This window comes from Kushneria sinocarnis (assembly GCF_003633775.1).
Taxonomy (GTDB): domain Bacteria; phylum Pseudomonadota; class Gammaproteobacteria; order Pseudomonadales; family Halomonadaceae; genus Kushneria; species Kushneria sinocarnis.
Genome location: NZ_RBIN01000005.1, coordinates 146,542 through 171,884, shown reverse-complemented (window position 1 = coordinate 171,884; position 25,343 = coordinate 146,542). Strand labels below are relative to the sequence as shown.

Below are 25,343 nucleotides of genomic sequence, written 5' to 3'. Positions count from 1 at the left end.
AGCATCCTGAGGAGCATCATGATGTTCGAGCACTATCTGCAGGAGCTGCCGCTGATCGCCATTCTGCGCGGCGTGACCCCCGAGGAGATCGAGCCGATCGGCGATGCGCTGTTCGAGGCCGGGTTCCGGGTGATGGAGATCCCGCTCAATTCGCCCCGGCCGCTGGAGAGCATTCGCAGGCTGAGCGCGCGACTGGGCGAGCGGGCGCTGGTCGGGGCCGGTACCGTGCTCGACCCGGCCCAGGTCAGCGAGGTCGGCGAGGCCGGCGGCCGGCTGATCGTCTCGCCGCACGGCGATCCCCGGGTGATCGAGGCCACCGTCGAGGCCGGCCTGGTCAGCTCACCCGGCGTGGCCACGCCGACCGAAGGCTTTGCCGCGCTCAATGCCGGCGCCCACGGGCTGAAGCTGTTCCCCGCCGAGCAGCTGGGCCCGCAGGTGGTCAAGGCCTGGCGGGCGGTGTTCCCGCCGCAGACGCTGCTGATGCCGGTGGGTGGCGTGACGCCGGACAATATGCAGGAATTCGTCGATGCTGGTGCCAGCGGCTTCGGGCTGGGGTCGTCGCTCTACAAGGCCGGGCGCAGTGTCGAGGAAGTGCGCACCAATGCCGAGCGGTTTGCCGACGCCTGGCGCTCGCTCGGGTAGATCAACATGCGTTGCGCTCGTATCGGAGGCAGATTTACGCAAGGGCGCTGTTAATCCATCCGTGGACGCTACTTTCGCCATTCATGGCGAAAGACCCTTGCTGCAATCTGCCTCCTGCCATTGGGTTGAGCAGTTACCTTTTCCAATCACGTCATCCGGGATTTGCCTTATGAAAATCACCCGCCTGGAAACCTTCATCGTGCCGCCGCGCTGGTGCTTTCTGAAGATCGAAACCGACGAGGGCATCACCGGCTGGGGCGAGCCGGTGGTCGAGGGCCGCGCGCATACCGTGGCGGCGGCGGTCGACGAGCTCTCCGACTATCTGGTCGGCAAGGACCCGCGCCACATCGAGGATCACTGGACGGTGCTCTATCGCGGTGGCTTCTACCGCGGCGGCGCGATCCACATGAGTGCGCTGGCGGGCATCGACCAGGCGCTGTGGGACATCAAGGGCAAGGCGCTGGGCGTGCCGGTGCACGAGCTGCTCGGCGGGGCGGTGCGCGACAGTATCCGCGTCTACTCCTGGATCGGCGGCGACCGCCCGGGCGATGTTGCCGGTGCCGCGAAGGAGCGCGCCGAGCTCGGCTTCTCCGCGATCAAGATGAACGCCAGCGAGGAGATGCAGTTCATCGACTCCTACCGGAAGGTCGATGGCGTGATCGAGAACGTTGCGGCGATCCGCGAGGCCCTGGGGCCCAACTTCGGCATCGGGGTGGATTTCCACGGCCGGGTCCACAAGCCGATGGCGAAGGTGCTGATGAAGGAGCTCGAACCCTACCGGCTGATGTTCATCGAGGAGCCGGTGCTCAGCGAGCACTACGAGGCGCTGAAGGAGCTGGCGCCGCAGTGCAATACGCCGATCGCGCTGGGCGAGCGGCTGTTCTCGCGCTGGGACTTCAAGCAGGTGCTGGCCGGCGGTTATGTCGACATCATCCAGCCCGATCCCTCGCACTCCGGCGGCATTACCGAGACCCGCAAGATCGCCTCGATGGCGGAGGCGTACGATACCGCGCTGGCGCTGCACTGTCCGCTGGGGCCGATCGCGCTGGCGGTCAACCTGCAGCTTGATGCCAACTGCTACAACGCCTTCATCCAGGAGCAGAGCCTGGGGATTCACTACAACCAGAGCAACGATCTGCTCGACTACGTCAACAATCCGGAAGTCTTCGACTACAGCGACGGCTACGTGAAGATCCCGCAGGGGCCCGGACTGGGGGTCGAGATCAACGAAGCCTATGTGCGCGAGCGCGCCGAGGTCGGTCACCGCTGGCGCAATCCGGTGTGGCGTCATCGCGATGGCAGCTTCGCCGAGTGGTGAGCCGGCGCGACTGATGGCCGGCGGCCATCATGGTGCAGTGGCCGGGTCCCCGGGGGCCGGCGGTGCGATCAGCGTACCGTCGGCAGCCGGCACGCCGCGGCGGATGGCGCGGGAGAAGTCCGCCGCAGCGTGACCGTCGATGTCCGAGGCGCGCGCCCGGGCATTGATGTGGCCGAGCCGGCGCAGGGTCTCAAGCGAACGTGAGTCATCCAGCCCGCCGAGATCGTAAGCATAGTCCGGCAGATAGCCCGACAGCAGCAGCCGATAGTCCAGCGGCAGGCCCGGCACGATCGGTCTGAGCATGTCGAACACCAGGGTGGTGCAGTTGCTGGTCAGGGTGTTGTAGAACGCCGGCTCGCTGCGCAGCGCCCGGGCGGTATCGAGATAGGCCAGCAGCAGCTGGCGCATCGCCGGCCGCGACAGCCCGACCCGATAGAGATACACCGCTTCATGGCGCACGTTGGTGCGGGTACGCACGATGTCGCGCTCGTCGGCGGCGATCAGGCTCACCTCGAACTGCCTGAAGAACCCGCCGAAGGTTGAAAAGGCCTCGCCGCGCTCGCGGCGAATCTCCACCGAAAAGGTCAGGTAGCGGCCATCGCTGAAGCCGAAGCTCACCAGCGTATGGGCGATCGCCGGCCCCATCCAGTACGACACCAGCATGTCCACCGAGCGCAGCTGATCGAGATCGTACTCCCGCGTCTCCCAGTGCGGCGTGAAGCCGCCGGTTGCGCGCCACTCGAAGTTGCGCACGTTGTAAAGCGTGACCTGCGAGCCGTGACGCTCGAAGGCGAGCTGACGGGCCACATCCGGCGCCCAGTCGCGGTCGTTGCGCGGCGTGAGGGTCTGCCACCAGCCGAGCAGGGCCGCCAGTGCGAGCAGGTAGCCGGCCAGGCTCCAGCGGCGCAGGCGTCTCATGCGGGGGCAGCAGAGGGCGATTGCCAGCAGCAGCGCAAGCGTGCCCCAGAGGGCGATCACGAGCTCGCGCAGCGGGGCGGGTCCGGGCAGCTGGAACCAGAGGGCGCCGCCACCCCAGGCAGTCGCGACGGCCACCACCGGCAGCAGCAGCAGGCGCGCCGAGGCGGTCAGCAGCGTGGGTAAAGAGAGCCGTGGCATGAAGACAGGTTCCGTGACAGAGGCTGCCATCATGCCAGTCGTGTCGGGGCTCGGCGAGCCGGGCGGTGGTCGCGGCGCCCTGGCGTGATCCCGCTGGAATGTTTGCGAGCGGCCGGGAGTGTGGCATCCTGGCCGAACCCGTCGATCAGCGAGTGCTTCATGTCATCGTCCGAGTTTCCCGCCGCCCTGAGTCTGTCGCTGCGCCGACTGTGGGCGCTGGATCGTTTCGCCTACAGCTTTCGGGTGTTCATCGCGCTCTCGGGGGCGATGCTGTGGAGCTGGTGGCAGGATGACATGCAGGTAATGATCCCGCTCTTTCTGGGGATCATCGCCAGTGCCCTGGCCGAGACCGACGACAGCTGGCAGGGGCGGCTGCTGGCGCTGCTGGTGACGCTGGTGTGCTTTTCGGTGGCGGCGCTCTCGGTCGAGCTGCTGTTCGAGTGGCCGTGGCTGTTTGCGGTGTCGCTGGGCGCGTCGAGCTTCATGCTGATCATGCTGGGAGCGATCGGCCAGCGCTATGCCACCATCGCCTCGGCCACGCTGATCCTGTCGGTGTACACCATGATCAGTCTCGAGCATCGTGGCGGGGTGCCGCCGGACAACCTCTGGCACGGTCCGGCGCTGCTGGTGAGCGGCGCGGCCTGGTACGGGCTGCTGTCGGTGCTCTGGCATGCGCTGTTCACCCACCAGCCGGTCCGACAGAGCCTGGCCACCCTGCTGAGCGAGCTCGGCGACTACCTGAGGCTCAAGTCGGCCCTGTTCGAGCCGATCCGCGGAGTCGACATCGAGCAGCGCCGGGTGGCGCTGCTGCGCCAGAACGGGCGGGTGGTCGAGGCCCTCAACCAGACCAAGGAGATGATCTTCAGCCGTATCGACGGCCAGCGCAGCGGCCGACGCCTTGATCGCTATCTGCGGCTGTACTTCATCGCCCAGGACATTCACGAGCGGGCCAGCTCGACCCACTACCCCTACGGGGCACTGATCGAGCACTTCTATCACAGCGACGTGCTGTTCCGCTGTCAGCGCCTGCTGCACCAGCAGGGCCGGGCCTGTCAGACCCTGAGCCGGGCGCTGCTGCTGCGCCGCGCCTTCGACCATCATGAGAGCGAGCAGGCGCTCGAGGACCTGCGCGCCTCGCTTGATCATCTGCACGCTCACGGGCAGCCGGACACCCCCGAACGGCAACGGCTGCTGCGCTCGCTGAATGCGCTTCTGATCAACCTCACCGCGCTGGAGCGCCAGCTGGGCGGGGCCTACAACCCGGAAGTGATTCCCGCCGAGGGGGATCGCAGCCTGTTCGATCGCACCCCCAGCGGGCCGCGCGACGCCTGGCAGCGGGTCCGCGGCCACCTGCGGCTGCGTTCACCGATCCTGCGCCACGCCCTGCGCCTGTCGACGGCGCTGATGGTGGGCTATGGCGTGCTCAGGCTGGTACATCCGGTACAGGGGTACTGGATCCTGCTGACCACGCTGTTCGTCTGCCGGCCCAGCTTTGGTGCGACCCACCGCTTCCTGCGCCAGCGCATCCTCGGCACCGTGGGCGGGCTGGTGGCCGGCTGGGCGCTGATCACGCTGTTTCCGCAACCGCTGGTGCAGTCGATGATCGCGGTGCTGGCGGGGGTGCTGTTCTTCGCCAACCGCACCACCCGCTATACGCTGGCCACCGCGGCGATCACGCTGATGGTGCTGTGCTGCTTCAACCAGGTGGGCAACGGCTTCGGGCTGATCCTGCCGCGGCTGATCGATACCCTGCTGGGGGCGCTGATCGCGGGGCTGGCGGTGGTGCTGATCCTGCCGGACTGGCAGGGGCGAAGGCTCAACCGCGAGGCGGCGGCCACGGTCAGCGCCAGTCGCGACTATCTGCGCGAGATCCGCCGCCAGTATCAGACCGGCAAGCGTGATGATCTTGCCTATCGGCTGGCGCGGCGCAACGCGCACAATGCCGATGCGGCCTTCTCCACGCTGCTCTCCAACATGCTGCTCGAACCGGCCCCCTATCGGCGCGGCGCTGATGACGGCTTCCGCTTTCTGGTGATTGCCCACACCATTCTCGGCCATCTCTCGGCGCTGGGGGCGCATCGGCGCAATCTGCAGCGGCACGAGGCCGATCATCCCGATGATCCGGCGGTGGCGTACGCCTACGAGCAGCTGATCGGCTATCTCGACCGTATCGCCCGGGCGCTGAGCGAGCGCACGGCGATCGCCCCCTTCGAACCGGCCCCGGAGGCGGTGGCAGCGTCGCTGGAGCCGCAGCCCGAGACGAGCGACGAGGGCGATCGGCTGGTGCCCACCCAGCTGGCGCTGATCTGCCGTCAGATCACGCCGCTGGCCGAAGCCGCCGGCCGGCTGACCGATAGCGGTACCGGCACTACCCGGGCCACGGCGGTCAGCGGGCAGGCTGGCCGGAGCGGCTGAGCAGCTCCAGTGCGTGGCGGGTGGCGTAGTAGTACGTCTCGTTGCGGGTCAGGTGCAGCTGCTGGGTGGTGCGATCGAAGCCGCGCCGCCGGCCCAGCAGGGTGGCGGCTGTCTCCTTCAGGGTGCCACGCAGGGTGCCGTCGCTGGGCAGGGCCAGCAGCGAGCGGGTGAGCTGGCCGCGGATGACGGTGCGATAGACTTCGAGGCTCATGGCCTCGTGACGCCGCTGATACTCATCGGCATTGAGCTGCCGGCAGAGCTCGTCGAGGTCGATGCGCTCGGTCTCCTCGGAGAGCACCACCACGCCGTCGCGGTTGTGATGAAAGACCGGTGTGAAGCCGATCGGCGCGCCGCGCTCGAGCTGCAGGCGCAGGGCGTAGCTGTGATGGCGATCGCCCGTCTGCGTACCGAGCGAATTGAAATGGAAGTTGCCCAGGCTGTAGACGATCAGCGAGTCGCCGTGGCGCTCCCAGCCCTGGGGCACGTGCGGATGGCAGGCGATGACCGCATCCGCGCCCAGCGCGCAGAGATGGCGGTAGCGCTCGCGCCACTCCTGCTGGGGAATGGAGTAGTGCTCCATGCCGGCGTGGGCGAACACCAGCACGAAATCGCACGCCCGCTTCAGTGCCAGCAGGGCGCGATCGAAGCGGGGGTGGTTCAGCCAGGCATAACCCGCCTGGTCCGACGGCGTATTGAAATCGAGTACCCCGAACTGGGCTTCGCAGGCGTTGAGCATGCCGACGGTGACATCACCCACGCGGCGGATCAGCGGCCGATAGGCGCTATCGGCATCGGGTCCGGCGCCCAGGCTGTCCAGCTCGAGACGCCGAATCTCCTCCAGCGTGGCCTGCAGGGCCGGCTCGCCGTAATCCATGATGTGGTTGTTGGCGAGCAGCATCAGATCGAAGCCCTCCTCGCGCAACCGTGACAGCACGCCGGCAGGCTGATTCAGGTGCGGCCCGGACTTGCGCAGCGGCTGGCCGTGACCGCTGACCGGCGCCTCCAGATTGCAGATGGCGTAGTCGGCCGCACGGATCTGCTCGCTCAGTGCCGGATCGCAGAGGGGCTGGCCCTGATGGTGGGCGTTGACCACGTCGCCGCAGACGAACAGTTCAGGCATGCAGGATTCCTTTCAGGCAACGATGAGGCGGCGATTATACCCGCAGGCTCTCGCGCAGTTTGTGCGGCATCAGTACTTCCAGCTGCAGACGGAAGATCCGCCCCCGGCTGTAGAGCAGATTGAGCACGAATGCCGACAGGATCTCGGCGCACAGCGTCGACAGCGCCGCCCCGGTCAGCCCCAGCTGCGGAATCAGCAGATAGTTGAGGCCGATGTTGAGCAGGCTGACCGCGATCATCTTGCGCAGCAGAAAACCGTAGCCGCCGAGCACCGTGATCACGCTGTGCGCAGCGGTGCCCAGCCCGGAAAAGACCGACGAGATCACGGTGATGCTCAGGACCATGGCCGCCGGTGCGTAGTCCGCCCCGTAGAGCAGTTCCACCAGCGGCTCGCTCAGCACCCCGATGAAGATCGCCGGCCCCAGGGTAATGAACAGCACCATGGCGAAGAGCTTGCGCACCTTGCGATCGAACAGCGCAGGGTCGTTGTGCCGGGCGGCTTCGTTGATGCGCACCATGTAGGAGGTGATGATCGCCATGGGCAAAAACATCCAGCCCTGGGAGAGGGTCAGGGCGGCGCTGTAATAGCCCACGTGGGTCTGATCCACCATCGCCCCCAGCATGATCTGATCGGTGCGGGTGTAGATGGCAATCGAGATGCTGGAGATGGCCAGCGGCAGGCCGACCTTCAGCAGGTGGCGGGTATGGCGCCGGCTCTTGCCGTTGAAGTCACGCACCCGGTCGCGGGTCTGACGGCGATAGACCCGCCACTTGATGGCGTAGGAGACCGCCCACTGCGCCACGTTGGCACTGGCGAACCAGATCACGCTGCCGCCGAACTTGATGAACACCAGCTTGAGTACCACACCGATGGCGAGCGCGATATTGCCGGCCAGGGTGTTGAACTTGGCATTCAGCAGGGCATTGAAGAAAACCGCGAAGATGTCATTGGCGGTGAAGAAGCTGCCCCACAGCAGGATGCAGAAGACGATGATCGCTTCGCGGCTCTCGAAGTAGAACAGCGCGCCCACGGTCAGCAGCAGGGCGATGCAGGCAAACAGCAGGGCGCGAATCCTGCCCGAGGTCTCCAGCAGCAGCAGGCCGCTGGGCTGGTTGCGGACCAGCCGGTTGAACACCACGTTTTCGCTGCCCAGCTTCACCAGCGGGCTGATCAGCGCCACGATGGCCATGGAGAAGCCGATCAGACCGAAGGCATCGGGTCCCAGGTAGCGGGCGACATAGACATTGATGAAGATGCCGGCCAGCGCAAACATCACCTTCTCGGTGAGAATCCAGCCGGTATTGAGTAGCGCCCTGTTCATGCTGCGAATGGACCACGGACCGATAAGTGAAATGGCTGAGCAGACCCTAGCCTGTACAACCGAATGATGCCAGAAGTCCGGTTGTACAGATGTGCAGGGGCGAGGAATGTACGGCGGTCGGCCCGGGCAGGCAAGGGGGCCGGCAGGGCGCCGGCAGCTCAGACGGCACGTGTGGCCAGTCGATCGAGCAGCTCACCCAGCCCGCAGTCGTGCAGCTGCTGTTTGAGCCGGGGCGGGCAGCGTGCCCAGACCTCGCCGGCCTGTTCGCAGTCGTGATGGAGTTCACGGTAGTCGCGCTCGAGCTGATCGAGCCGGACAAACATCTGGTGAATGTAGTTGCCCTCGAGCAGGCGGGCACGCAGCGCGTGATACTCCTGCTCGTTGGCCTGGGCGTGGTAGCGGTCGAGTTTCATGAGGGAAGCGCCTGTTGCATGAAGTTACAAACGCTTCATCGGCCGCCCGGGGGGCCAGCTTGATTCACCCCTGGCAGGGGTGGATGTAGCGCCACGACATCCGGGACGGCGAGACCGCCCCGGGCAGCGGGAGTCACTCGTCACGCTGACGCAACGCCTGCAGCATGTCCAGCCGGTCACGCCACGGTTCGGGGCGCGCCTGTGCCCCCTGGCGGGCGAAGATCATCAGCGCTTCGCGCTCGGCATCGTGGCGGGGCCACTCCGGCAGGCCGGGGCCGTTGGGGTTGCCGTCGCGGGCAAAGTTGACGAAGTAGTCGTGCATGGCGGCAGCCGTGGCCCGATCGCTGTCGCTGAGCGCCCGGGCATCAAAGCGGGCCGGCAGCGTCTCGAAGAGATAGGGCAGTTCGGTGGCGTGCGGCGCGCCCGGCCACTGCTCCCGCTTTGGTTCGGCCACATGCGCGAAACGGTAGCGCCAGGTCGGCTGGCCGCCGGCGGTGGTCCGGTTGGCAATGAAGCGCGCCGGCTCGGTCATCGTCCAGTCGCGGCCGATCTCGCTGATCAGGGTCTCGAGATCGGTATCGCCGGTCGGATCATAATATTGTCGCGCCTGCTCGGCGAGGTCGCCGAAGCGCTCGAACAGCGCTGCCTTCGATTCGGCCGGGAAGAAGCCGAGGTCGGCGTCGGTGGTGCCGATCAGCATCGGTACCTGCAGCTGCTCGCCTGCCCCGTAGCGCTCCTCGGGCGTGGCCCTGACGATATCGCCATCCACGATCGGACCGCCCACATAGGTACGCCGTGCCGTGCCGTTCAGGGTCAGCATGTTGAGATCACCGACCACCTCATCGCCGGAGAGCTGGCGCAACCGTGCCGCCGCCTCCCGGTCATCGCCCTGAATGCCATGCGCCCGGGCAAAGCGCTCGCCCACGCGGGTGGCACCGGGCATCTCGTCGGTGGCCTCGGTGAGCCGGGGGCGCGGGCCGAACAGCTCGCGCCCGCCTCCGGACATCACCGCCGCGCGCTGGAACAGACCCTCTGCCGCCGGCGAGGCCGCCAGGTTGAGCACGGCATCGCCACCAGCGGATTCGCCAACGATCGTCACGTTAGCGGGGTCGCCACCGAACTGCGCGATGTTGCGCTGCACCCACTCAAGGGCCGCGAGCTGATCCATCAGCGCGTAGTTGCCGCCGGGCGCATCGCCGTCTGCCGACAGCGCCGGATGGGCGAAGAAGCCGAACCGGCCCAGCCGGTAGTTCAGGCTGACCAGCACCACGCCATCACGGGCGAAGGCGCTGCCGTCGTAGACCGGTGAGGCGCTGCCGCCGTTGACGTAGCCGCCGCCATGAATCCAGACCATGACCGGATGGGTGGAGCGTTCATCCCGGGGCTGCCAGACATTGAGATAGAGACAGTCCTCGGCATAGCCGCCGCGCAGTGGCGCCTCATCGCCCGATACCGGCTTTTGCAGGCAGTTCGGCCCGAAGCGGGTGGCATCACGCACGCCTGCCCACCCGGGGACCGGCTGCGGCGGCTGCCAGCGGTTGGCACCCGTCGGCGGGGCAGCATAAGGAATCCCGCGAAACACGTTCATGCCATCGGCTTGCTCGCCGCGAATCAGGCCGCCGTCGACCCGGACCGTGGTCGATTCGCTGCCCGCGGCCTGACATGACAGGCCGAAGGTCATCAGCATCATCATGATGCCCGCTCTCGCACCGCGCACTGCCTGCATGTTGCAACTCCCCTGGTGTGGTCGTGAGTGATTCAGTCGGCACTGCCGTGATCGTGACGCGCTGATGGCAGATTGCTCGGCGAATACGCCGGCATGGCGCTCAGCCGTTCGTGCACGCTTGGATGCAGCCTGGCGCCCTCGGGCAGTTCGCGCACGTGGCGGCCGAGCAGCCGCCACCAGCCGGTTCGGCCGTGATGCAGCGTACCCAGCGGATCGGGCGTTAGCTGCTCAAGGGCGTTGTCGGTCAGCTCGAGACCGCGCTCGCGGGCCTTTTCCAGCATCCAGTGCAGGGCGATATCCGCAAGCCCGCGCTCGCGATAGCTGCCGCCGATATCGCCGTGCACGCCGGCAAACCAGACCTGCTCGACATGCTGATCGTCACCGATGTCGTGCTCATCCCACAGTGCCGGCACGAAGGGGCCGCGGCGCTCGTCGATGGCGACGGCATGAAAGGCATTGGCCACTCCCGGTGCCAGCTTCGCGGTATGGAACCGGCGCATCGACAGCAGCACGCCGAGTGCGCCGATGGTATCCCAGACGCCGACGAAATGGGGCGGGCACGGCCGGGTAAAGGTCCGGCGGAAGTCGTCGAGCTGTGCCAACGATGCGTTGTTCAGATAGTAGTCGCTGACGGTGGAGATCATGTTCTCGTGATGAGGGTAGAGCAGCCCGCAGGCATCCAGCATCGAGGCCAGCGAGCGGGCGATGAAGGCGCCCCGGCTGAAGCCGAAGATGAACACCCGGTCCCCCTCCTCGTACTCGTTCATCAGATAGCGGTAGGCCTGTTCGAGACTCTGGCGAATGCCGTAACCGAACGCCGAGCCCAGCAGCCTGCCCAGCGTGGTGCCCACGTTGAGGCCGAAGAAGCGGGCCGCGAAGGTGCCCACTCCGGGGGTGTAGAAGAACTTCTGACCGTGTGAGTGGCGTTCGAGGGCCTGAAGCAGATGAATCACGTTGGTATTGCAACGACCGAACTGATGATCGGTGCCGTCGCAGCAGATGACGATATTGCGCATCGGGCTCCGGAACGGTGGAAGGATGACGGACTGACCGGTGGGCACGGCCACGTCTCACGGCGCAGCAGGCCCTTGAGTGACTGTAGTCATCCTGCCGGGGCTGGTCACCTCTGCTGCCGGCTGCCCCGAAATGTGTCGTCTTGCTACTCCCGGCGGCGTTCGCGAGGGGGGCGGCCTGCAGCGTTGACCCGCTGCCGGTGGGGTGTACTAATGACGGCAACAGCGTCAGGCAGTTCATCATGGATATTCCGCATCAGCGACTGGTCTATTTCCGGGTTACCGCCGAGTCGGGGTCGCTGCGGCGGGCCGCGAGCCGGCTGAACATTGCCCCCTCCGCGGTCAGCCGTCAGATAGCCCTGCTGGAAGACGTCTTCGATGCGCCGCTGCTGGAGCGGACCTCCCGGGGCATGCGGCCGACGCCGACCGGGGAGATGGTGCTGGATTACTGCCGCCAGCGCAGTGCGCTGGATGATGAATTCATCGCGCGGCTCGAGGCGCAGCAGCGGCTCGAGGCCGGCACCATCGCGCTGGTGGTGGGCGAGGGCTTTGTCGGCGATCTCATTGATACTCCGCTGAAGTCCTTCGCCGAACGCTATCGCGGCATCCGGCTCGACGTCGAGGTGGCCGGCACCGATGGCATCATCGAAGCGGTGGTCGAGGATCAGGCCCATATCGGGCTGATGTTCCACGAGCGCATCCATCCCCAGCTGCGTTTCTGGCACTCCAGCGAGCAGCCGCTGATGGCGGTGTGTCCGCCCGGTCATCCGCTCGCCGGGGGGGAGGCGCCGCTCACCCTGGCGCAGCTGGCCGAAACTCCCCTGGCGCTATGGCGGCCCGGCCACGGGGTGCGCACCCTGGTCGATCAGGCCTTTGCCGAGGCCGCCCTGCGCCCGCAGGTGACGCTCGAGACCAACTCCATGGCCGTGCTCAGACACTCGGTGCTGGCCGGCATGCAGCTCACGATCCTGCCGCGCTTTGCCGTGGTCCGGGAGCTGGAGGCGGGCAGCCTGGTGGCCCGGCCGATTGCCTGCGCCACCTTCTGCAGCGCCCAGGCGCACATGATCACCCGGGTCGGCCGGCGTCAGCCGCAGGCCAGTCTCCGGCTGCTGCGCCATCTCGCCGAATGGATGCGGGCATTCAGGACGTACAGCAGCTAGCTTTGCAGGACGCGTGCCGCCAGGGCACCTGACTGAATCGACCGGGTATGGGCAGATGCCGTGCCGATGACCTGCAGAACCGGAGAACGCTCATGATGCCGATGGATGCAGTAGCGCGCATGGCAGCCGTGGATGACAGCGGCGACATCAATGTGATCATCGAAACGCCCAAGGGCAGCCGCCAGAAATACGATCTCGATCACTCGACCGGGTTGTTCCAGTGGTCGCTGGAACTGCCCGAGGCGATGCTGTTTCCGTTCAGCTTCGGCTTCATTCCCGGCACGCTCGGCGCCGATGGCGACCCGATGGACGTGATCCTGCTGCTCGATGGCGCCGTGCCGCCCGGCACGCTGGTCAAGTCACGCCTGATCGGTGTGCTCGAACTCGAGCAGGACGAGGGTGGCGAGATGGTACGCAATGACCGGCTGATTGCGGTCGCCAATCTCTCCCGCGCCTACGCCGGCGTTGACCGGCTGGAGGAGACCCGCGAGGGGCTGGCCTGGGATATCGAGCAGTTCTTTCTCTCCTATAACCGTATGCTTGATCGAGAGATGAATGTGCATGGCTACGAGGGACCGGAAGCCGCGCAGCAGTTGCTGGAAGGGGGGCGCCGGGATGACGGGGGCACCTGAGGCACCCGCTCACCCTGCTGCTCATCACCCCCCTGGCTTGTAGAAGATGAACTCCTCGGTGCTGACGGTGAGCTTAAAGTGATCGGCCCAGGCGGGTGACACGCCGCGATGGTGAAAGAACAGGGCACCGCGCGTGCGCTGTGGCAGATCGCCGTTGAGCGCGCGCCGGGCGATCTCCCGGGAGTAGGCATACGCCTGCTCGCTGGTGGCCTGATCCGGCCGGCCATCGCACCACCAGGAAAACTGGCAGCTGCCCTGTTCCGAACCCTGGCGCACCACGCCACAGACGGTATCGGGAAATTCCGGGCTGCCCAGCCGGTTCATGACCACCTCGGCGACGGCCTCCATCTCCCGGGTATCGGTGCCGCGCGCCTCCCAGTAGACGGTACGCGCCATGCAGGTAATGGCGTCATCCAGCGGCGCGGTGCCGTCAGGGTCGACCGCCTGCACCCCCTGTCTGGTAATGGTGACACTGGCTGGCACGCTGCCCGTGCTCTCGGATGAAGCCGTTCTCTCCAGTACCCGGGCCTTCTGCTCGGCCACCTGGGCACGAGAGGACGGCTCGGCATCGGCCTGAAGGGGCAGCGACAAGAGCGAGAGGCAGGCAAGCAGAACGGTGATCAGACGCTGGCGCATGGTCAGCTCCACGGGAATTGACGCTTCATTCTACGTGGATGGCGCGCGGAGGAAACCTGGCGCAACCTTGAGGGTGGCCAGCGGCCTATCTGTCATGGGCGCTGCTGTCGGCCGGATGCAGCCGTGCGCCAGGTGCAGCGCACGACTGTCGGCCCCCGCGGGATCGGTTCCAGGGCGCCGGAATGTATCGGTCGACAAAGGCCGCTTACCGCCCGCTGCCGTAGCCCATCGCCACGCTGGCCGTTTCGCCGGTTTCCACCCAGACGCTCTGCGCCAGACTGTATTCGAGCAGGCCGTCCGGGCCGCTGGAGCGGCCGAAGCCGCTGTCGCGGAAGCCGCCGAAGGGTGACATCACGCTGATCGACTTGTAGCTGTTGATCCACACCGTGCCGGCCCTGAGCTGGTGAGCGACGCGGTGGGCGCGGGCCGGGTTCTGCGTCCACACCGCGCCGGCCAGCCCGAAGCGGGTGGCATTGGCCAGGCGCAGGGCGTCGGCCTCGTCATCGAACGGCATCGCCACCAGCACCGGGCCGAAGACCTCCTCGTGGGCAATCGCCATCTCGGGGGTGACTTCGGCCAGCAGCGTCGGCGCCAGATAGTAGCCATCGGCGCCTTCCGGCAGCCCCTGCGGCCGGTCGCCCCCGGTCACCAGCCGGGCGCCGGCCTGTCGAGCGGTCTCGATCATGGCCATCACGCGCTCGTACTGGCGGGCGTTCTGCAGCGGCCCCATGCGGGTGGTCTCGTCCTCCGGCAGGCCGACCGCGATCCGCTCGGCGGCGCTTCCCACGCGCTCGATGACCTCGTCGAAGATATCGCGCTGAATCAGCAGCCTGGAACCGGCCACGCAGCTCTGCCCGGCAGCGGCAAAGATGGCCGCCTGGGCGCCGGCCACGGCGTCGTCGAGCCGGGCATCGCTGAAGATGATGTTGGCGGACTTGCCGCCGAGTTCCAGCACGCTGGGCACCAGCCGCCGGGCGCCGGTCTCGGCGATCACCCGGCCGCTCTCGGGGGAGCCGACGAAGACCAGCTTGCCGATGGCGTCATGGCCGGTGAGGGCCGCGCCGGTCGACGGGCCGAGGCCATTGACGATGCTGATCAGCCCCGGCGGCAGGCCGCCGCTCTCCAGCAGCTTCGCCACCGCCACCGACGAGAAGGGGGTGAGTTCGGAGGGCTTGAGTACCGCCGCGTTACCGGCGGCAACGGCCGGCGCGAGCTGCCAGGCGCAGGTGAACATCGGCGCGTTCCACGGCGTGATCTGGCCGACCACGCCATAGGGCACGCGGCGTACATAGTTGAGGTGGCTGGTGGGCACCGGGATCACCTCGCCGTGCTGCTTGTCGCACCAGCCGGCGTAGTACTCGAACATCTCGCGCACCTTGCCCACCTCGCCGCGGCAGTCGCGGATCGGCTTGCCGGCCACCACGCTCTCCAGCCGGGCAAGTGCCTCCTCGTGGCCTTCGAGCATGCGCACCGCGGCGTTCATGCGTCGGCCACGCTCGCTGGCGGTGAGCGCCATCCATTCGGCCTGGGCGCGGTGGCCGGCGGTGACGGCACGCGCGACCAGCGCCTCGCCGGCGTCGGCGTAGCGCACCAGCTCACCGCCGGTGGCCGGATTGGTCAGCGCAATGGGGTCGCCGGCACCGGCCACGGCCTCGCCATCGATCCAGTTGGCCAGCGGCTGCGCGCGGGAGCCGAGGCCGAAGTGCGCCAGCAGCTGGTCCAGGTGTCGTGTGCCTGCTGATCGAGTGCGTTCATGAGGCGGTCTCCTCCCGGGCGGCGGCGAGCAGCTCGCCGGCAATGCGATTGAAATCCTCACCATCGGCGATACCCTCGGCGCCGCTGTGCCAGCGCTCGACCACGGCGGCCAGCAGCCCCGGCGGCATACCAAGCTGTTCAGCGGCGTCGCGTGCCAGGCGCAGATCCTTGCGCATCAGCCCGGTGGTGAAGCCGGAGTCGAAGCGATCGCTCAGAATCCACTCGGGGAAATTGACCTCGCTGACCGCGCTGCGCCCGGAACCGCTGTTGAGCCCGGCCAGACAGGCGGCCGGCTCGACGCCCGCCCGGGCGGCCATGGCGACGGCCTCGCCGGTGGCGATCAGGTTGGTGGCGCAGAGGTAGTTGTTAGCGAGTTTAACCACGTGACCGCTACCGGCGCCGCCGACATGGGTACGTTTGGCCGAGAGCGCCTCCAGCAACGGCATTACGCGCTCGATGGTGGCGGCTTCCCCTCCCAGCAGCATGCCGAGCTTGCCTGTCGCAGCCCCTTTGGGCCCGCCACTCAACGGCGCATCGAGCCACGCCAGCCCGGCGCCGATCACCTGCTGCGCCAGCGCGCGGCTGACCGTGGGATCGCTGGTCGAGGCGTCGATGACCACGCTGCCCTTCGGCGCGCGGATCAGCAGCCCGGGAGCGGTTTCGATGACTTCGCGCACGTGATCGGAGGTCGGCAGCGACAGCAGATAGACCTCGGCGGCCGGCAGCTCATCCGGCGCGGCCACCTCAAGCCCCTGATCCGCCAGCCGCTGGCGGGCGGCTTCGAAAACATCGCAGCCGGTAACCTCAAAGCCGGCCTGTTTGAGGGTGAGGGCCATGTTGCCGCCCATCTGACCCAGGCCGATGACAACACTCTTCATGGTACGGCGTCTCCTTGTTCTTGTGACGATTGGCCTGACAGCGGTCTGAAGTGCGGCCCGAGCGCGTCGGCTCAGGTGTCGGCAGTGGTAAGCAGCCCGCGCACCAGTGCCTGCCAGTAGGCCACGCCCAGTGGGGCGATGGCGTCGTTGAAGTCGTAGGCGGGGTTATGCAGCGCGGCGCTGTCGCCATTGCCCAGCCAGATATAGGCACCGGGGCAGTGTTCGAGCATGAAGGCGAAATCCTCCGAGCCCATGCTCGGTGGCAGGTCGCGATGGACCCGGCGGATGGCCGGCATCGCCTCCAGCACCCGGGCGCAGCGGGCGGCGTGCTCGGCGCTGTTGACGGTGGCGGGGTAGCGCGCCTGATAGTCCAGCTCGACCTCGAGACCGTGGAACTGCGCCAGCGCCTGAATGGCCTCGTTCAGCCGCTTTGCCAGATGTGCCTTGAGTGCGGGATCGAAGCAGCGCACCGTGCCGCGCAGCTCGACCGACTCCGGCAGCACGTTGAAGGCATCGCCGGCGTGGAACTGGGTGATGCTGAGCACCGCCGACTGATGCGCCGGGGTCTCCCGGCTGATCACACCCTGCAGCTGGGTGGCGAGCTGGCAGGCAGCGAGGATGGTATCGCTGCCCAGGTGCGGCATCGCCGCGTGGCAGCCGTGCCCGGTCAGCGTCAGGGTGAAGACATCGAACGCCGCCATCACCGGCCCGTCGTGTACCGCCGCCTCTCCAGCCGCCAGCCCCGGCCAGTTGTGCAGCCCATAGACGGCCTCCATGGGAAAGCGCTCGAACAGCCCTTCCTCGACCATCACCCGGGCGCCGCCTTCGCTCTCCTCGGCAGGCTGAAAGATGAAGTGCACCCGGCCGGCAAAATCCGGCGCCCGCGCCAGCGCACAGGCCGCGCCCAGCAGCATGGTGGTATGGCCATCGTGACCGCAGGCATGCATGCGCCCGGCGATGGTGGAGCGATGTTCGAACTCGTTGCTCTCCTCGATCGGCAGCGCGTCGATATCGGCCCGCAGGCCGATGGTCGGCCCCGGCCGGCTGCCTGAAAGCGTTGCCACCACGCCGGTGCCACCGCCCAGCCCGGTGGTCACCTCGAGCCCGTGCGCCTGCAGGATCTCGATGATCTGCGCGCTGGTGCGGTGCTCCTCGAAGGCGATCTCGGGGTGGCGGTGAAAGTCGTGGCGCCACTGCTTCAGCGTGGCGGCATCGGGGTAGGTCGCCGGTGGCGTCATGGCGTCTTCCATGGCATGAGTCTCCCGTCGCATGTTCAGAGCAGCAGCTGGGCGACAATCGCCGAGCCGATATAGGTGCCGGTAAACACCAGCAGCGCGATGATCACCAGCTTCCAGCCGGTCTGGCGGAACATGGTGAACTCGCGCCGGGTGAGCGCCAGCCCGGCATAGGCCAGCACCGGGGTGACGATGGCGAGGAAGTTCACCGCCTTGAGCTGCTCGACCATCCAGCCGCTACCGGGGAACCAGGGCAGCGTCAGCAGGATGCTCACCAGTGACACCCACGCCACGCCGGGCAGGTAGAAGGGCGCGGCGCGGGTGATCAGCAGCCCCAGCATCGACATCACATAGAGGATGATCATCCCCGGGGCGGCGGCGACCAGCGAGGCACCGTTGATGGTGTTGGTGATCCACGCCACCGCGCAGACCACGGCCAGCACGATGGCGGTACGGCCCAGCTGCTGCTCGGGGCGATCATCGGTTTCGCTATCGGCGGCCAGCGCGTGCTCATCGACCGCGCCGACCGTCGACTGCTCCCGCGCGGGGCCTCGCAGCCTGCGGTAGAGCCACTCCGCCACCGGCAGGGCAATGAACAGTGAGATATAGAGCCCGGTGGCATAGGTCAGCAGGTTGCTGGCCCCGGCAAAGGCCAGCAGATCATCCTTCATCGCCGGTACGGCGCCGGCCAGTGCCCCGGAGCAGGCCGCCACCATGCTGCCGCTGCCCACCCCGCAGGCCATCGCCAGCGCGCGCGGATCGAAGAAATCGAGCGAGGCCAGATAGCCCGCCATCAGCGCAAACCAGAGCGTGCCGAACATGGTGCCGACCACGTAGACGCCCATCACTCCGACGCCCTCCGGGCCGCGAAGCCCGTAGCGATCGGAGATGATGGCGATATTGGGTTCACGCGCGATGGAGTAGGTGGCGCCGATGCTCTCCCGCCCCATCTTCAGCACCAGCACCGCCACCGGCAGCGCGATCAGCATGGTGCCGAGGTTACCCAGCTCCTGCAGGATCAGCGCCGGCCCGGCACTGATGATCTGCTCGATGGCCGGCCCGATGGTCGAACCGAAGCGGGCAATGAACGGCATGATCGACAGCAGAATGATCGGCCCCGCGGCGTGGCTGACTGCCTCCGGCATCACGCGTCTGGTCGCTGAAAACAGATGAGGATTGAGCAGCACGCCGAGGATGAAGGCGTAGAACAGTGGGAGCAGCAGCAGGGTGCCCGGCCCAAGTGGAATTTTGATGATGCCGATCGCCTCCGCGATCAGCGAGAGGATCACGGCCGCCAGATGCAGGCGCCAGTTCAACAGCAGTGACAGTGTCATCGCAGTGCCCTTGTTGTTGTGGTTATGGATCAGGGCGATAACCGCAGGCGGCTACCGCGCTACCGGCAGTATTGAAAGAGCGGGTGTTGCAATGGAAGAGCGGGAGTGTTCTGAAAAAGGGAACAGTGGGGTGGGGCTTTTGATAGGTAATGGCCATAAGCCCAGGGGCGGCGGGACAGGCGTTGATGCAGCGGTGGCAGGGCAGGAGGCAGAAAGGTACGCGGTATGGGGCGTGCTCAGACGAATGTATGAAGCAAATAATGTAATCGTTCAGTGACATCGTGTGTATTTCGCCATAGGCTGATGGAGTAGATGGCTGATTACACCATGAGAGCTTTGTTGTTTTTGGGATGTTGTTGAATACGAATTGGGGCTGGTATCGACCTAAGCGGGTGGCCCGAGGAAGGTCGCATGCGCGTTCCAGGGTGTTATGTAGCATGCACGATGATCGCTGATATATAGCCGAGTTATAAGTGATTTTTTATATTTCAGTGCCTCTTAGGGGCTCTGCATGCGAGCGGCATAACATTCTTGAACGCGCGCACGCGTTTTGCGTTCAAGTTAATAAACGAACACGCTGTCTAATACCTTTTACATATAAGGAGAATAAATGGAAATCACCTTCCAGATTGATGATGATGAATTCGAAGAGAATCAAAAAGAGCTGGTTAAAAAAACCCTCAAGATTGAAGAGGCAGCAATTCAAGAAGCCTTAAGTAAAATTGGCAAGGCCTCTCTGACTGAGTATTTGACGATGCTGGTTGAAGGTGGGATGCCTAGCCGTGCGGATGAGGCCAAACAGGATCGGCTGCTGTACCTCATAGAAAGTTACTTTTGCGATAGCCTGCCCACTGAATCTCAAATTTCAATAATATTCCAGCTCACTCAGAGTCAAAGCAAAACCTTACTGAAAAACACTGTGTCGCGCTTCAGAAACAAGCTCGATGAAATACTTGCAAATACGATGAAGTCTGTCTTGGAAGATGCTGAGCACTCTAACCAAATATTTTTGGTCGTTATCAGTTCTGATGTGGTTAAAGATGAATTGAACATGCTGATTACCCAAAATGAGCCAACATTTAAACCAATTTCTAAAAGAAAAGGAAGTGCGGGTCAGTATGAAATCAGCGAAGATTCGTATACTCTTTTATGCAGAGTTCTCGAGCTAAACGATGTTGAATGACATTGTTTCCGTATCTGGATTGCTTTTAACACTGGCAACTTTTCTGTTTAATCTGGCTTGGCCAAAAATAAGTCATGCGATTAATTTGGAAGAAAATATACCGGGTCATCATGCTAAGCAGAGGCTTAGAGAGGAAGTAGACCGGGTTATACTGACAGCTGTGCTCCCAATATTGATATCGTTCATTCTTTTGTTCTATGTAAATCTTCCTGTAGCATTTAATATTTTTGCATCGAGCAAATTGGCGTTATGGGATTTTGATCCAAGGAAAACGCTTTATATTTTTGTGGTTTATGCGCTATTTGCTCTTCTTGTATTTAATGGCTACATATTTTTTCGATTGATCAGAAAGCGGGAGAGATGCAAGTAATGTGAAATAATGTGCGTCACGCGGATGGCCTAAAGGACACCGGTGAGCTTGCCGTTATACATCATGTAGGATCGGGAAGTTTGAAATGGAAATTTTTCTTACAGTTGCTTCGATTGTTTCTGGGTTTTTGTCTGCTGCAAGCTGGTTAAAAGCTAGTGTCGTTAAAATAAGTCGAGAAGAGGAAGTCTCACGAAGAAAGGGTGAAGCAGAGAAAAAAGGTGTTAAACCAAATCTAGCCGGTGTGACTTTGGATGGTTGGGATATGAGTGGCACTTTTCGGATTCAGGCTAAATGGAACTCTATTGCAGCTATATTGGCCGCAGTAACTATTTCGTTGCAGGCAGTGGTTAAAGTTTTACAAAATATATAAAATCCAAGTCAGTGGGGCCCTAACTTAGGGGCCCATAACTTCGTTCCGTATTTTAGCCTACGCGTTATTGCCTCTGCTTGGGACGTTAAATTTCAGAAAGAGTTTAATGGTCGCTTCTGGCCGCTAACGAACGTCCCATTTGACTGCTGGATAGCGTGATCTCGTCAAAAAAGCTTTCTACGCGCGACTTGGGTCGTAGGCATCCACACCGACTGCTTCATGGTTGCGTGCGCTGAGTACAGCGCTAAGGTTGGTTACTGGTATCTGCTTAAATTCAGCGGTGCGCTGTAAGGGATACGTCATAAAAGAGGCACGCGACGAATCACAAGGGGAAATTATGAGTAAGAAAATCGTGCTCTGCTGCGATGGCACCGGACAGAAGTTCCAACACAACAAGGCCAATCCGTTGCGCCTGTACTATTGCCTTCGCAACGACGAGAACCAGATCTCATTCTATGACCCAGGCGTCGGCACATTCGATCCAGAGGAATCACCGAACTACGATGCGGGATGGCTCGGCAACCTATGGTCTAATGCGACCAGTGTGATTGAAGGCAAAGGCCTTGGTCGCGGCATCGTACGCAATATCCTAGATGCGTATCGCTTCTTGATGCAGAACTACGTTGATGGAGATGAAGTCTATCTGTTTGGATTTAGCCGCGGCGCGTTTACCGCGCAGGCGGTGGCCGGTATGCTAAACAAGTGCGGGCTGCTCTATCAAGATAATGACAATCTTATCCCATACGTCACCGAGATCTATCTGACACGCGACAACGACGATATTGCAACTGACTTCAAGGACACCATGTGCCGTACCTGCAAACCAAAATTCATCGGCGTCTGGGATACGGTGAAGAGCTTGGGCCCGCATCATCAAGACGACTATTTCTACGGCGCTGCTGCCGACAACTGCGATGTCGGACGTCATGCGCTTTCCATTGACGAGCATCGTAAGGATTTCTACCCGAGCGTATGGAACACCGATCTCGGGGATCTTGAGCAGGTGTGGTTCGCGGGTGTCCATGCAGACGTCGGTGGTGGTTATGCCGACGATGGGTTGGCCAACATCGCGCTGCAATGGATGATCGAGCAGGCCGAACAGCACGGTGTCCAGTTCAGGCCTGATCGCGTCGCCGAGTTCGTCCCGGATCCGGCGGACACGCTACATGTGTCGCTGAAGGGCTTCCTATATGAGGCCCGCGGAGCACGTGTGCGTGAAGTTCCCGCTGCTGCCAACGTACATCGAAGCGTTAACGATCGACGCAACTCGGTCCGTAACTACGATCCAGACAATCTCCCGGCTCTCGACCAAATTGAATTTGTTCCAGTCGAACATTGAAAGAGAAAGGAAATGCGCCCACGGGCCGATCTATGATCGGCCCGTGGGCGCGCGTAGCTAAGACGCCAGAAGGGCGCCTCTCCCCGTCTCGAGTAGCGACATAAACTGAAGCCTTCAAGCTCGAAGCACGATCCGCTATTGGCTGAAAATAGACCATCTTTATCGCTTGAATAAAGAGGCTGTCTACCCACCCGATTGGGCATCACTATTGCCTTTGCCGAATTGGCTTTCCTGTGAAACGTCGCCTCACGCCAACATTCCCTCCCTCCTGCCTGCTTCCCGCGCCGGCCTTCGAGGAGGCGCAGGCGCTTAAGATGTTCGAGCTGCCCCCTGCCAGCGCAGAGTTTCATGATCTCGGCGCTGTGGCACCCGAGGCTCGGCGCCGATCCGGCTCATCGCTGGTTCCGTTACACGGTGATCGCAGTCTGTCGGCAGTGGATGGAGGCGGCAGAGGGTGGATATCAGGAAGGCTGATCTGTGTCCCTGGCAAACCATCACTTCTGGAGTGTCTGAACCATTCGCTCGAATGAGACCAGTGCTGGTGACCAGCCGTCGGGGGTTGTGGCTGCAAACCACGTTGTTACATGGCCAATGTCCTCGGGCAGTTCAAGATAATGGATGGCAAAGCGGGATTGTTGCGCTTCTACGATCGCCTTCGGTAGCAGGGCATACCCCATGCCTACTGCTACACATCCCAGGATGCCGTCAATCGAGCCGAATTCGAATATTCGACCTCCGGCGATGCCCTGACGGGCCAGCAAGCGCTCGATACAGTGTCGATAATGGCAACCCTGTCTGAATGCCAGAAACGGCGTCTCCAAAAACTCGTCACTGGAAGGCATGGCCTCGATCGGGTCGCTGGTGACCAATACGAGCGATTCCTGAAATGCCTTGCGGGAATGAAGCTTCGAATGAGGAGCCGAACCCGCAATAAAAGCGCAGTCGAGCGTGCCGTCCAGAAGTTGCGTGACAATATCGGTTGTGGTGCCGGTGACCAGGCGAAGATCGATGAGGGGATACTGCTTGTGGTAGATCGCCAGCAGATCCGGTAGCCGCACAGCAGCCGTGCTCTCCATCGAGCCGATACGCAATACACCACGGGGCGCCTCTGACGTCTGGAAGGCGGCCCGGGCATTGTCGTGAGCGGCGAGGGTCCGTCGGGCATGGGTGATCAATGTATGACCCGCCGGGGTGAGATGAATGTGGCTCTGGCGCTCAAAAAGCGTCACCCCCAGTTCGCTTTCCAGCTTCTTGATATGGGCCGTGACATTGGATTGAACCGTGTGCATCTGTTTAGCAGCGGCGCTGAAACTGGCGTTGTCGGCCACCGCGACGAACAGGCGTAGCGAGTGCAGTTGCATGACAGCCCTCATGATCACTGAAAGTGATTCTTATCATCTCTTTAAATCGTTTTAAATGAAAATTGACGTCGCTTAGTCTTGATCGCAGTTCACGACCGCGACAGCAGATTTTCATGGTGGCAACGACCCGCGAGCAGCATTCGGTTATCCCGGCGATCACAGTGGGCCTGGCGTCCACGCTGGTCGGCATCGGCCTGACCCGCTTCGCCTACACGGCACTCATCCCGCCGGTCGTGGAAGCGCACTGGTTCACGACCTCGGGCGCCGTCTATCTGGGGGCGGCCAATCTGCTGGGCTATTTCCTCGGCGCAGTAACGGCGCACCCGGTTTCAGAGCGTTTCGGCGCACGCGCTACGCTCGCGGCATCGTTCGGTATGGCGGCGCTGAGCTTTCTGGCCTGTGTGCATGCGGCGCCTTTCGGATGGTTCTTCTTCTGGCGGCTGCTCTCCGGCCTGGCGGGCGCGTGGCTGATGGTGGTCGGACCCGCGATCGCACTAGCGGCCACCGCTGCTGATCGACACCCGATCGTGGGGTCAATGATGTTCATGGGTCTGGGGCTGGGGGCACTGCTATCCGCCCTGGTTGTACCCGCATTGCTGCACGCCGGGCTATGGGTAGCATGGTGCGCGCTGGGCGCTTTGACACTGATTGCCGGCACTGCGGGCGACGTGGCGCTTTATCGGCTGCCCGACCCGGTCGAGGCGCACGACCGGCCTGTCTCTGGCACATCTGCCTCGAATCCGGCACTCCGATGGGCCGTGGCGCTCGTCATCATCGCCTATGCCTGTGACGGTATCGGTTTTGTGCCGCATACCATGTTCTGGGTCGACTATCTCGCCCGCGAAGTTGGCCAGGGAATGGCGCCTGCCAACGTTCAGTGGGCGCTGTTCGGACTGGGCGCGATGCTGGGGCCGATAATCACGCGTGCCATTGTGCCCTGCATCGGCTGGCGGGCCAGCCTGACGACGGGATTCATCATCAAAGCCCTGGCAGTCGGTTTGCCGTTTGTCGCAATCGGTATCTGGACACGGTCGCTGTCATCGATCGTCGTGGGCGCGCTCATCCCGGGCATCGTCGCACTCACCTCTGGCCGATTGGCTGAAATGGTCGGCCCCTTCGAACACAAGCGCCTATGGGGTCGCGCTACCGCCGCGTTTGCGGTAGCGCAGGCGAGTGCCGGCTACGGCATGTCCGGGCTTTCGACGGTCATCGGCAGTTACCGTCCGACCTTTGCGATCGGCGCGCTGGTGCTGGCGGTGGCCTTCGTTCTGTCCTGGCTCGGCGATCCAGCGCAATTCAAGCGACGCCGGGTCCGCCGAGCAAACGTGCCACCACAGGCACTCGATTGAACCCGGATGCACTGCACGTCTTTCACCAACACACTGCTGCTTAATGGAGGATGCCATGGAAAATCAGGCTTCGGGCGCACGCTGCGTCGAACTCTTGAACACCTGCCTGTACGCCAATATCGCAACGATCGGCGGTGAGCAACCGTGGAACACGCCGGCCACGGCGATTGCGGATTCGAGCCTCAATATCTATTGGTCCTCCTGGACCGAGGCCGTTCATTCAAAAAACATTCTTGCCAATCCCCGGGTTTTTATCACCTATTACGACTCGACTCGCGAGCGGGGAACCAACAATCGCCGATGCCTTTATCTGCGTTGCGAGGCCGCGGTGGTTTCGGACAGGCATGAAGCCTGCGCTGCACATGAACTGCTTTACCCGGACGAAGAGGTTCAGCTGGATGATTTCCTTGATTCAGGGCTGCGCCGCTTCTATCGCGCAACGCCGTTGCAGGCGTGGTTGAACTGTCTGTCGGAACAGCAGGTACAACCCAATACCATCGATATGCGAGTTGAAGTACCTCTGGAGGAGATACGAGGGGCGCTCTGACGATTATCTGGCGAATGGCCGTTTTGATACATGGCGCAATGGCCTGATTGGCAGCAATCGCCGAATGGTCTTTAGCCACTACAGGTTGCGCTTGTCTGGGCTTCGCGATC

The 25,343-nt window shown here is 63.5% G+C and carries 22 protein-coding genes; 10 read left to right on the top strand and 12 right to left on the bottom strand.

Annotated features, from left to right (window positions below; all coding sequences use genetic code 11):
* Positions 1–18: 18 nt before the first annotated feature.
* Positions 19–642, top strand: coding sequence for a 2-dehydro-3-deoxy-6-phosphogalactonate aldolase (locus tag C7446_RS09490; RefSeq protein WP_342768365.1), 624 nt, complete (start codon positions 19–21; stop codon positions 640–642).
* 169 nt (positions 643–811) lie between these two features.
* Positions 812–1,960 carry a galactonate dehydratase gene (gene dgoD / locus C7446_RS09485; protein WP_121172866.1) on the top strand — a complete coding sequence of 383 codons (1,149 nt, stop codon included), beginning with the start codon at positions 812–814 and terminating at the stop codon, positions 1,958–1,960.
* 27 nt (positions 1,961–1,987) lie between these two features.
* On the opposite strand, the gene C7446_RS09480 is transcribed toward dgoD, so the two are convergent.
* Entirely contained in the window at positions 1,988–3,076 is a 1,089-nt protein-coding gene (locus tag C7446_RS09480; protein ID WP_121172865.1) for an Lnb N-terminal periplasmic domain-containing protein, read from the bottom strand.
* A gap of 159 nt (positions 3,077–3,235) precedes the next feature.
* On the opposite strand from C7446_RS09480, the gene yccS reads away from it, so the two are divergent.
* A complete protein-coding gene (yccS, locus tag C7446_RS09475) occupies positions 3,236–5,491 on the top strand; it encodes a YccS family putative transporter (protein WP_121172864.1) in 2,256 nt (751 codons plus the stop codon).
* Here the strand turns inward: yccS and C7446_RS09470 are convergent.
* From C7446_RS09470 to C7446_RS09450, 5 genes are all read right to left on the bottom strand, one after another.
* Positions 5,463–6,611: a CapA family protein gene (locus C7446_RS09470; protein WP_121172863.1), complete on the bottom strand. Its 1,149-nt coding sequence runs from the start codon at positions 6,609–6,611 to the stop codon at positions 5,463–5,465. The genes yccS and C7446_RS09470 overlap by 29 nt on opposite strands.
* Before the next feature lie 34 nt (positions 6,612–6,645).
* Positions 6,646–7,932 carry a flippase gene (locus C7446_RS09465; RefSeq protein ID WP_121172862.1) on the bottom strand — a complete coding sequence of 429 codons (1,287 nt, stop codon included), beginning with the start codon at positions 7,930–7,932 and terminating at the stop codon, positions 6,646–6,648.
* A gap of 158 nt (positions 7,933–8,090) precedes the next feature.
* Positions 8,091–8,345, bottom strand: a complete 255-nt coding sequence (locus C7446_RS09460; protein WP_121172861.1) for a hypothetical protein — start codon at positions 8,343–8,345, stop codon at positions 8,091–8,093.
* A 133-nt stretch (positions 8,346–8,478) separates the two neighbouring features.
* Complete coding sequence (locus C7446_RS09455) at positions 8,479–10,038, bottom strand: carboxylesterase/lipase family protein (protein ID WP_170150047.1); 1,560 nt, start codon at positions 10,036–10,038, stop codon at positions 8,479–8,481.
* A gap of 65 nt (positions 10,039–10,103) precedes the next feature.
* Positions 10,104–11,087, bottom strand: a complete 984-nt coding sequence (locus C7446_RS09450) for a DUF2235 domain-containing protein (RefSeq protein ID WP_121172859.1) — start codon at positions 11,085–11,087, stop codon at positions 10,104–10,106.
* A 239-nt stretch (positions 11,088–11,326) separates the two neighbouring features.
* On the opposite strand from C7446_RS09450, the gene C7446_RS09445 reads away from it, so the two are divergent.
* Both C7446_RS09445 and C7446_RS09440 read left to right on the top strand, forming a co-directional pair.
* Positions 11,327–12,244, top strand: coding sequence for a LysR family transcriptional regulator (locus C7446_RS09445; RefSeq protein ID WP_121172858.1), 918 nt, complete (start codon positions 11,327–11,329; stop codon positions 12,242–12,244).
* A 92-nt stretch (positions 12,245–12,336) separates the two neighbouring features.
* Positions 12,337–12,876 carry an inorganic diphosphatase gene (locus C7446_RS09440; RefSeq protein WP_170150046.1) on the top strand — a complete coding sequence of 180 codons (540 nt, stop codon included), beginning with the start codon at positions 12,337–12,339 and terminating at the stop codon, positions 12,874–12,876.
* Positions 12,877–12,900: 24 nt separating this feature from the next.
* Here C7446_RS09440 and C7446_RS09435 read toward each other — a convergent pair whose 3' ends face one another.
* From C7446_RS09435 to C7446_RS09415, 5 genes are all read right to left on the bottom strand, one after another.
* Positions 12,901–13,512, bottom strand: a complete 612-nt coding sequence (locus tag C7446_RS09435; protein ID WP_121173037.1) for a cell wall hydrolase — start codon at positions 13,510–13,512, stop codon at positions 12,901–12,903.
* A gap of 205 nt (positions 13,513–13,717) precedes the next feature.
* A complete protein-coding gene (locus C7446_RS09430; protein ID WP_121172856.1) occupies positions 13,718–15,331 on the bottom strand; it encodes an aldehyde dehydrogenase family protein in 1,614 nt (537 codons plus the stop codon).
* Positions 15,264–16,175, bottom strand: coding sequence for an NAD(P)-dependent oxidoreductase (locus C7446_RS09425; RefSeq protein WP_245977803.1), 912 nt, complete (start codon positions 16,173–16,175; stop codon positions 15,264–15,266). Before C7446_RS09425 ends, C7446_RS09430 begins: the two co-directional genes overlap by 68 nt.
* 41 nt (positions 16,176–16,216) lie before the next feature.
* Complete coding sequence (locus C7446_RS09420; RefSeq protein ID WP_425454110.1) at positions 16,217–17,383, bottom strand: M20 aminoacylase family protein; 1,167 nt, start codon at positions 17,381–17,383, stop codon at positions 16,217–16,219.
* Between the two features lie 35 nt (positions 17,384–17,418).
* The gene (locus C7446_RS09415) at positions 17,419–18,714 is read right to left on the bottom strand and encodes a DUF3100 domain-containing protein (RefSeq protein WP_121172854.1); all 1,296 of its coding nucleotides are present in this window, start codon (positions 18,712–18,714) and stop codon (positions 17,419–17,421) included.
* A 610-nt stretch (positions 18,715–19,324) separates the two neighbouring features.
* Between C7446_RS09415 and C7446_RS09410 the strand changes: the two genes are divergently transcribed.
* The 3 genes from C7446_RS09410 to C7446_RS09400 all read left to right on the top strand — a co-directional run bounded on the left by C7446_RS09410 (position 19,325) and on the right by C7446_RS09400 (position 21,976).
* On the top strand, positions 19,325–19,897 hold the full coding sequence (locus C7446_RS09410) for a hypothetical protein (protein ID WP_121172853.1): 573 nt from the start codon (positions 19,325–19,327) through the stop codon (positions 19,895–19,897).
* Between the two features lie 455 nt (positions 19,898–20,352).
* Positions 20,353–20,637, top strand: a complete 285-nt coding sequence (locus C7446_RS16305) for a hypothetical protein (protein WP_147408745.1) — start codon at positions 20,353–20,355, stop codon at positions 20,635–20,637.
* Between the two features lie 337 nt (positions 20,638–20,974).
* Positions 20,975–21,976 carry a DUF2235 domain-containing protein gene (locus C7446_RS09400; RefSeq protein WP_121172851.1) on the top strand — a complete coding sequence of 334 codons (1,002 nt, stop codon included), beginning with the start codon at positions 20,975–20,977 and terminating at the stop codon, positions 21,974–21,976.
* A 494-nt stretch (positions 21,977–22,470) separates the two neighbouring features.
* On the opposite strand, the gene C7446_RS09395 is transcribed toward C7446_RS09400, so the two are convergent.
* Positions 22,471–23,337 (bottom strand): LysR family transcriptional regulator, encoded by an 867-nt coding sequence (locus C7446_RS09395; RefSeq protein ID WP_121172850.1) that lies wholly within the window; start codon positions 23,335–23,337, stop codon positions 22,471–22,473.
* Between the two features lie 113 nt (positions 23,338–23,450).
* On the opposite strand from C7446_RS09395, the gene C7446_RS09390 reads away from it, so the two are divergent.
* Entirely contained in the window at positions 23,451–24,686 is a 1,236-nt protein-coding gene (locus C7446_RS09390; RefSeq protein WP_121172849.1) for a YbfB/YjiJ family MFS transporter, read from the top strand.
* A gap of 55 nt (positions 24,687–24,741) precedes the next feature.
* The gene (locus C7446_RS09385; RefSeq protein ID WP_170150045.1) at positions 24,742–25,233 is read left to right on the top strand and encodes a pyridoxamine 5'-phosphate oxidase family protein; all 492 of its coding nucleotides are present in this window, start codon (positions 24,742–24,744) and stop codon (positions 25,231–25,233) included.
* Positions 25,234–25,343: the final 110 nt, after the last annotated feature.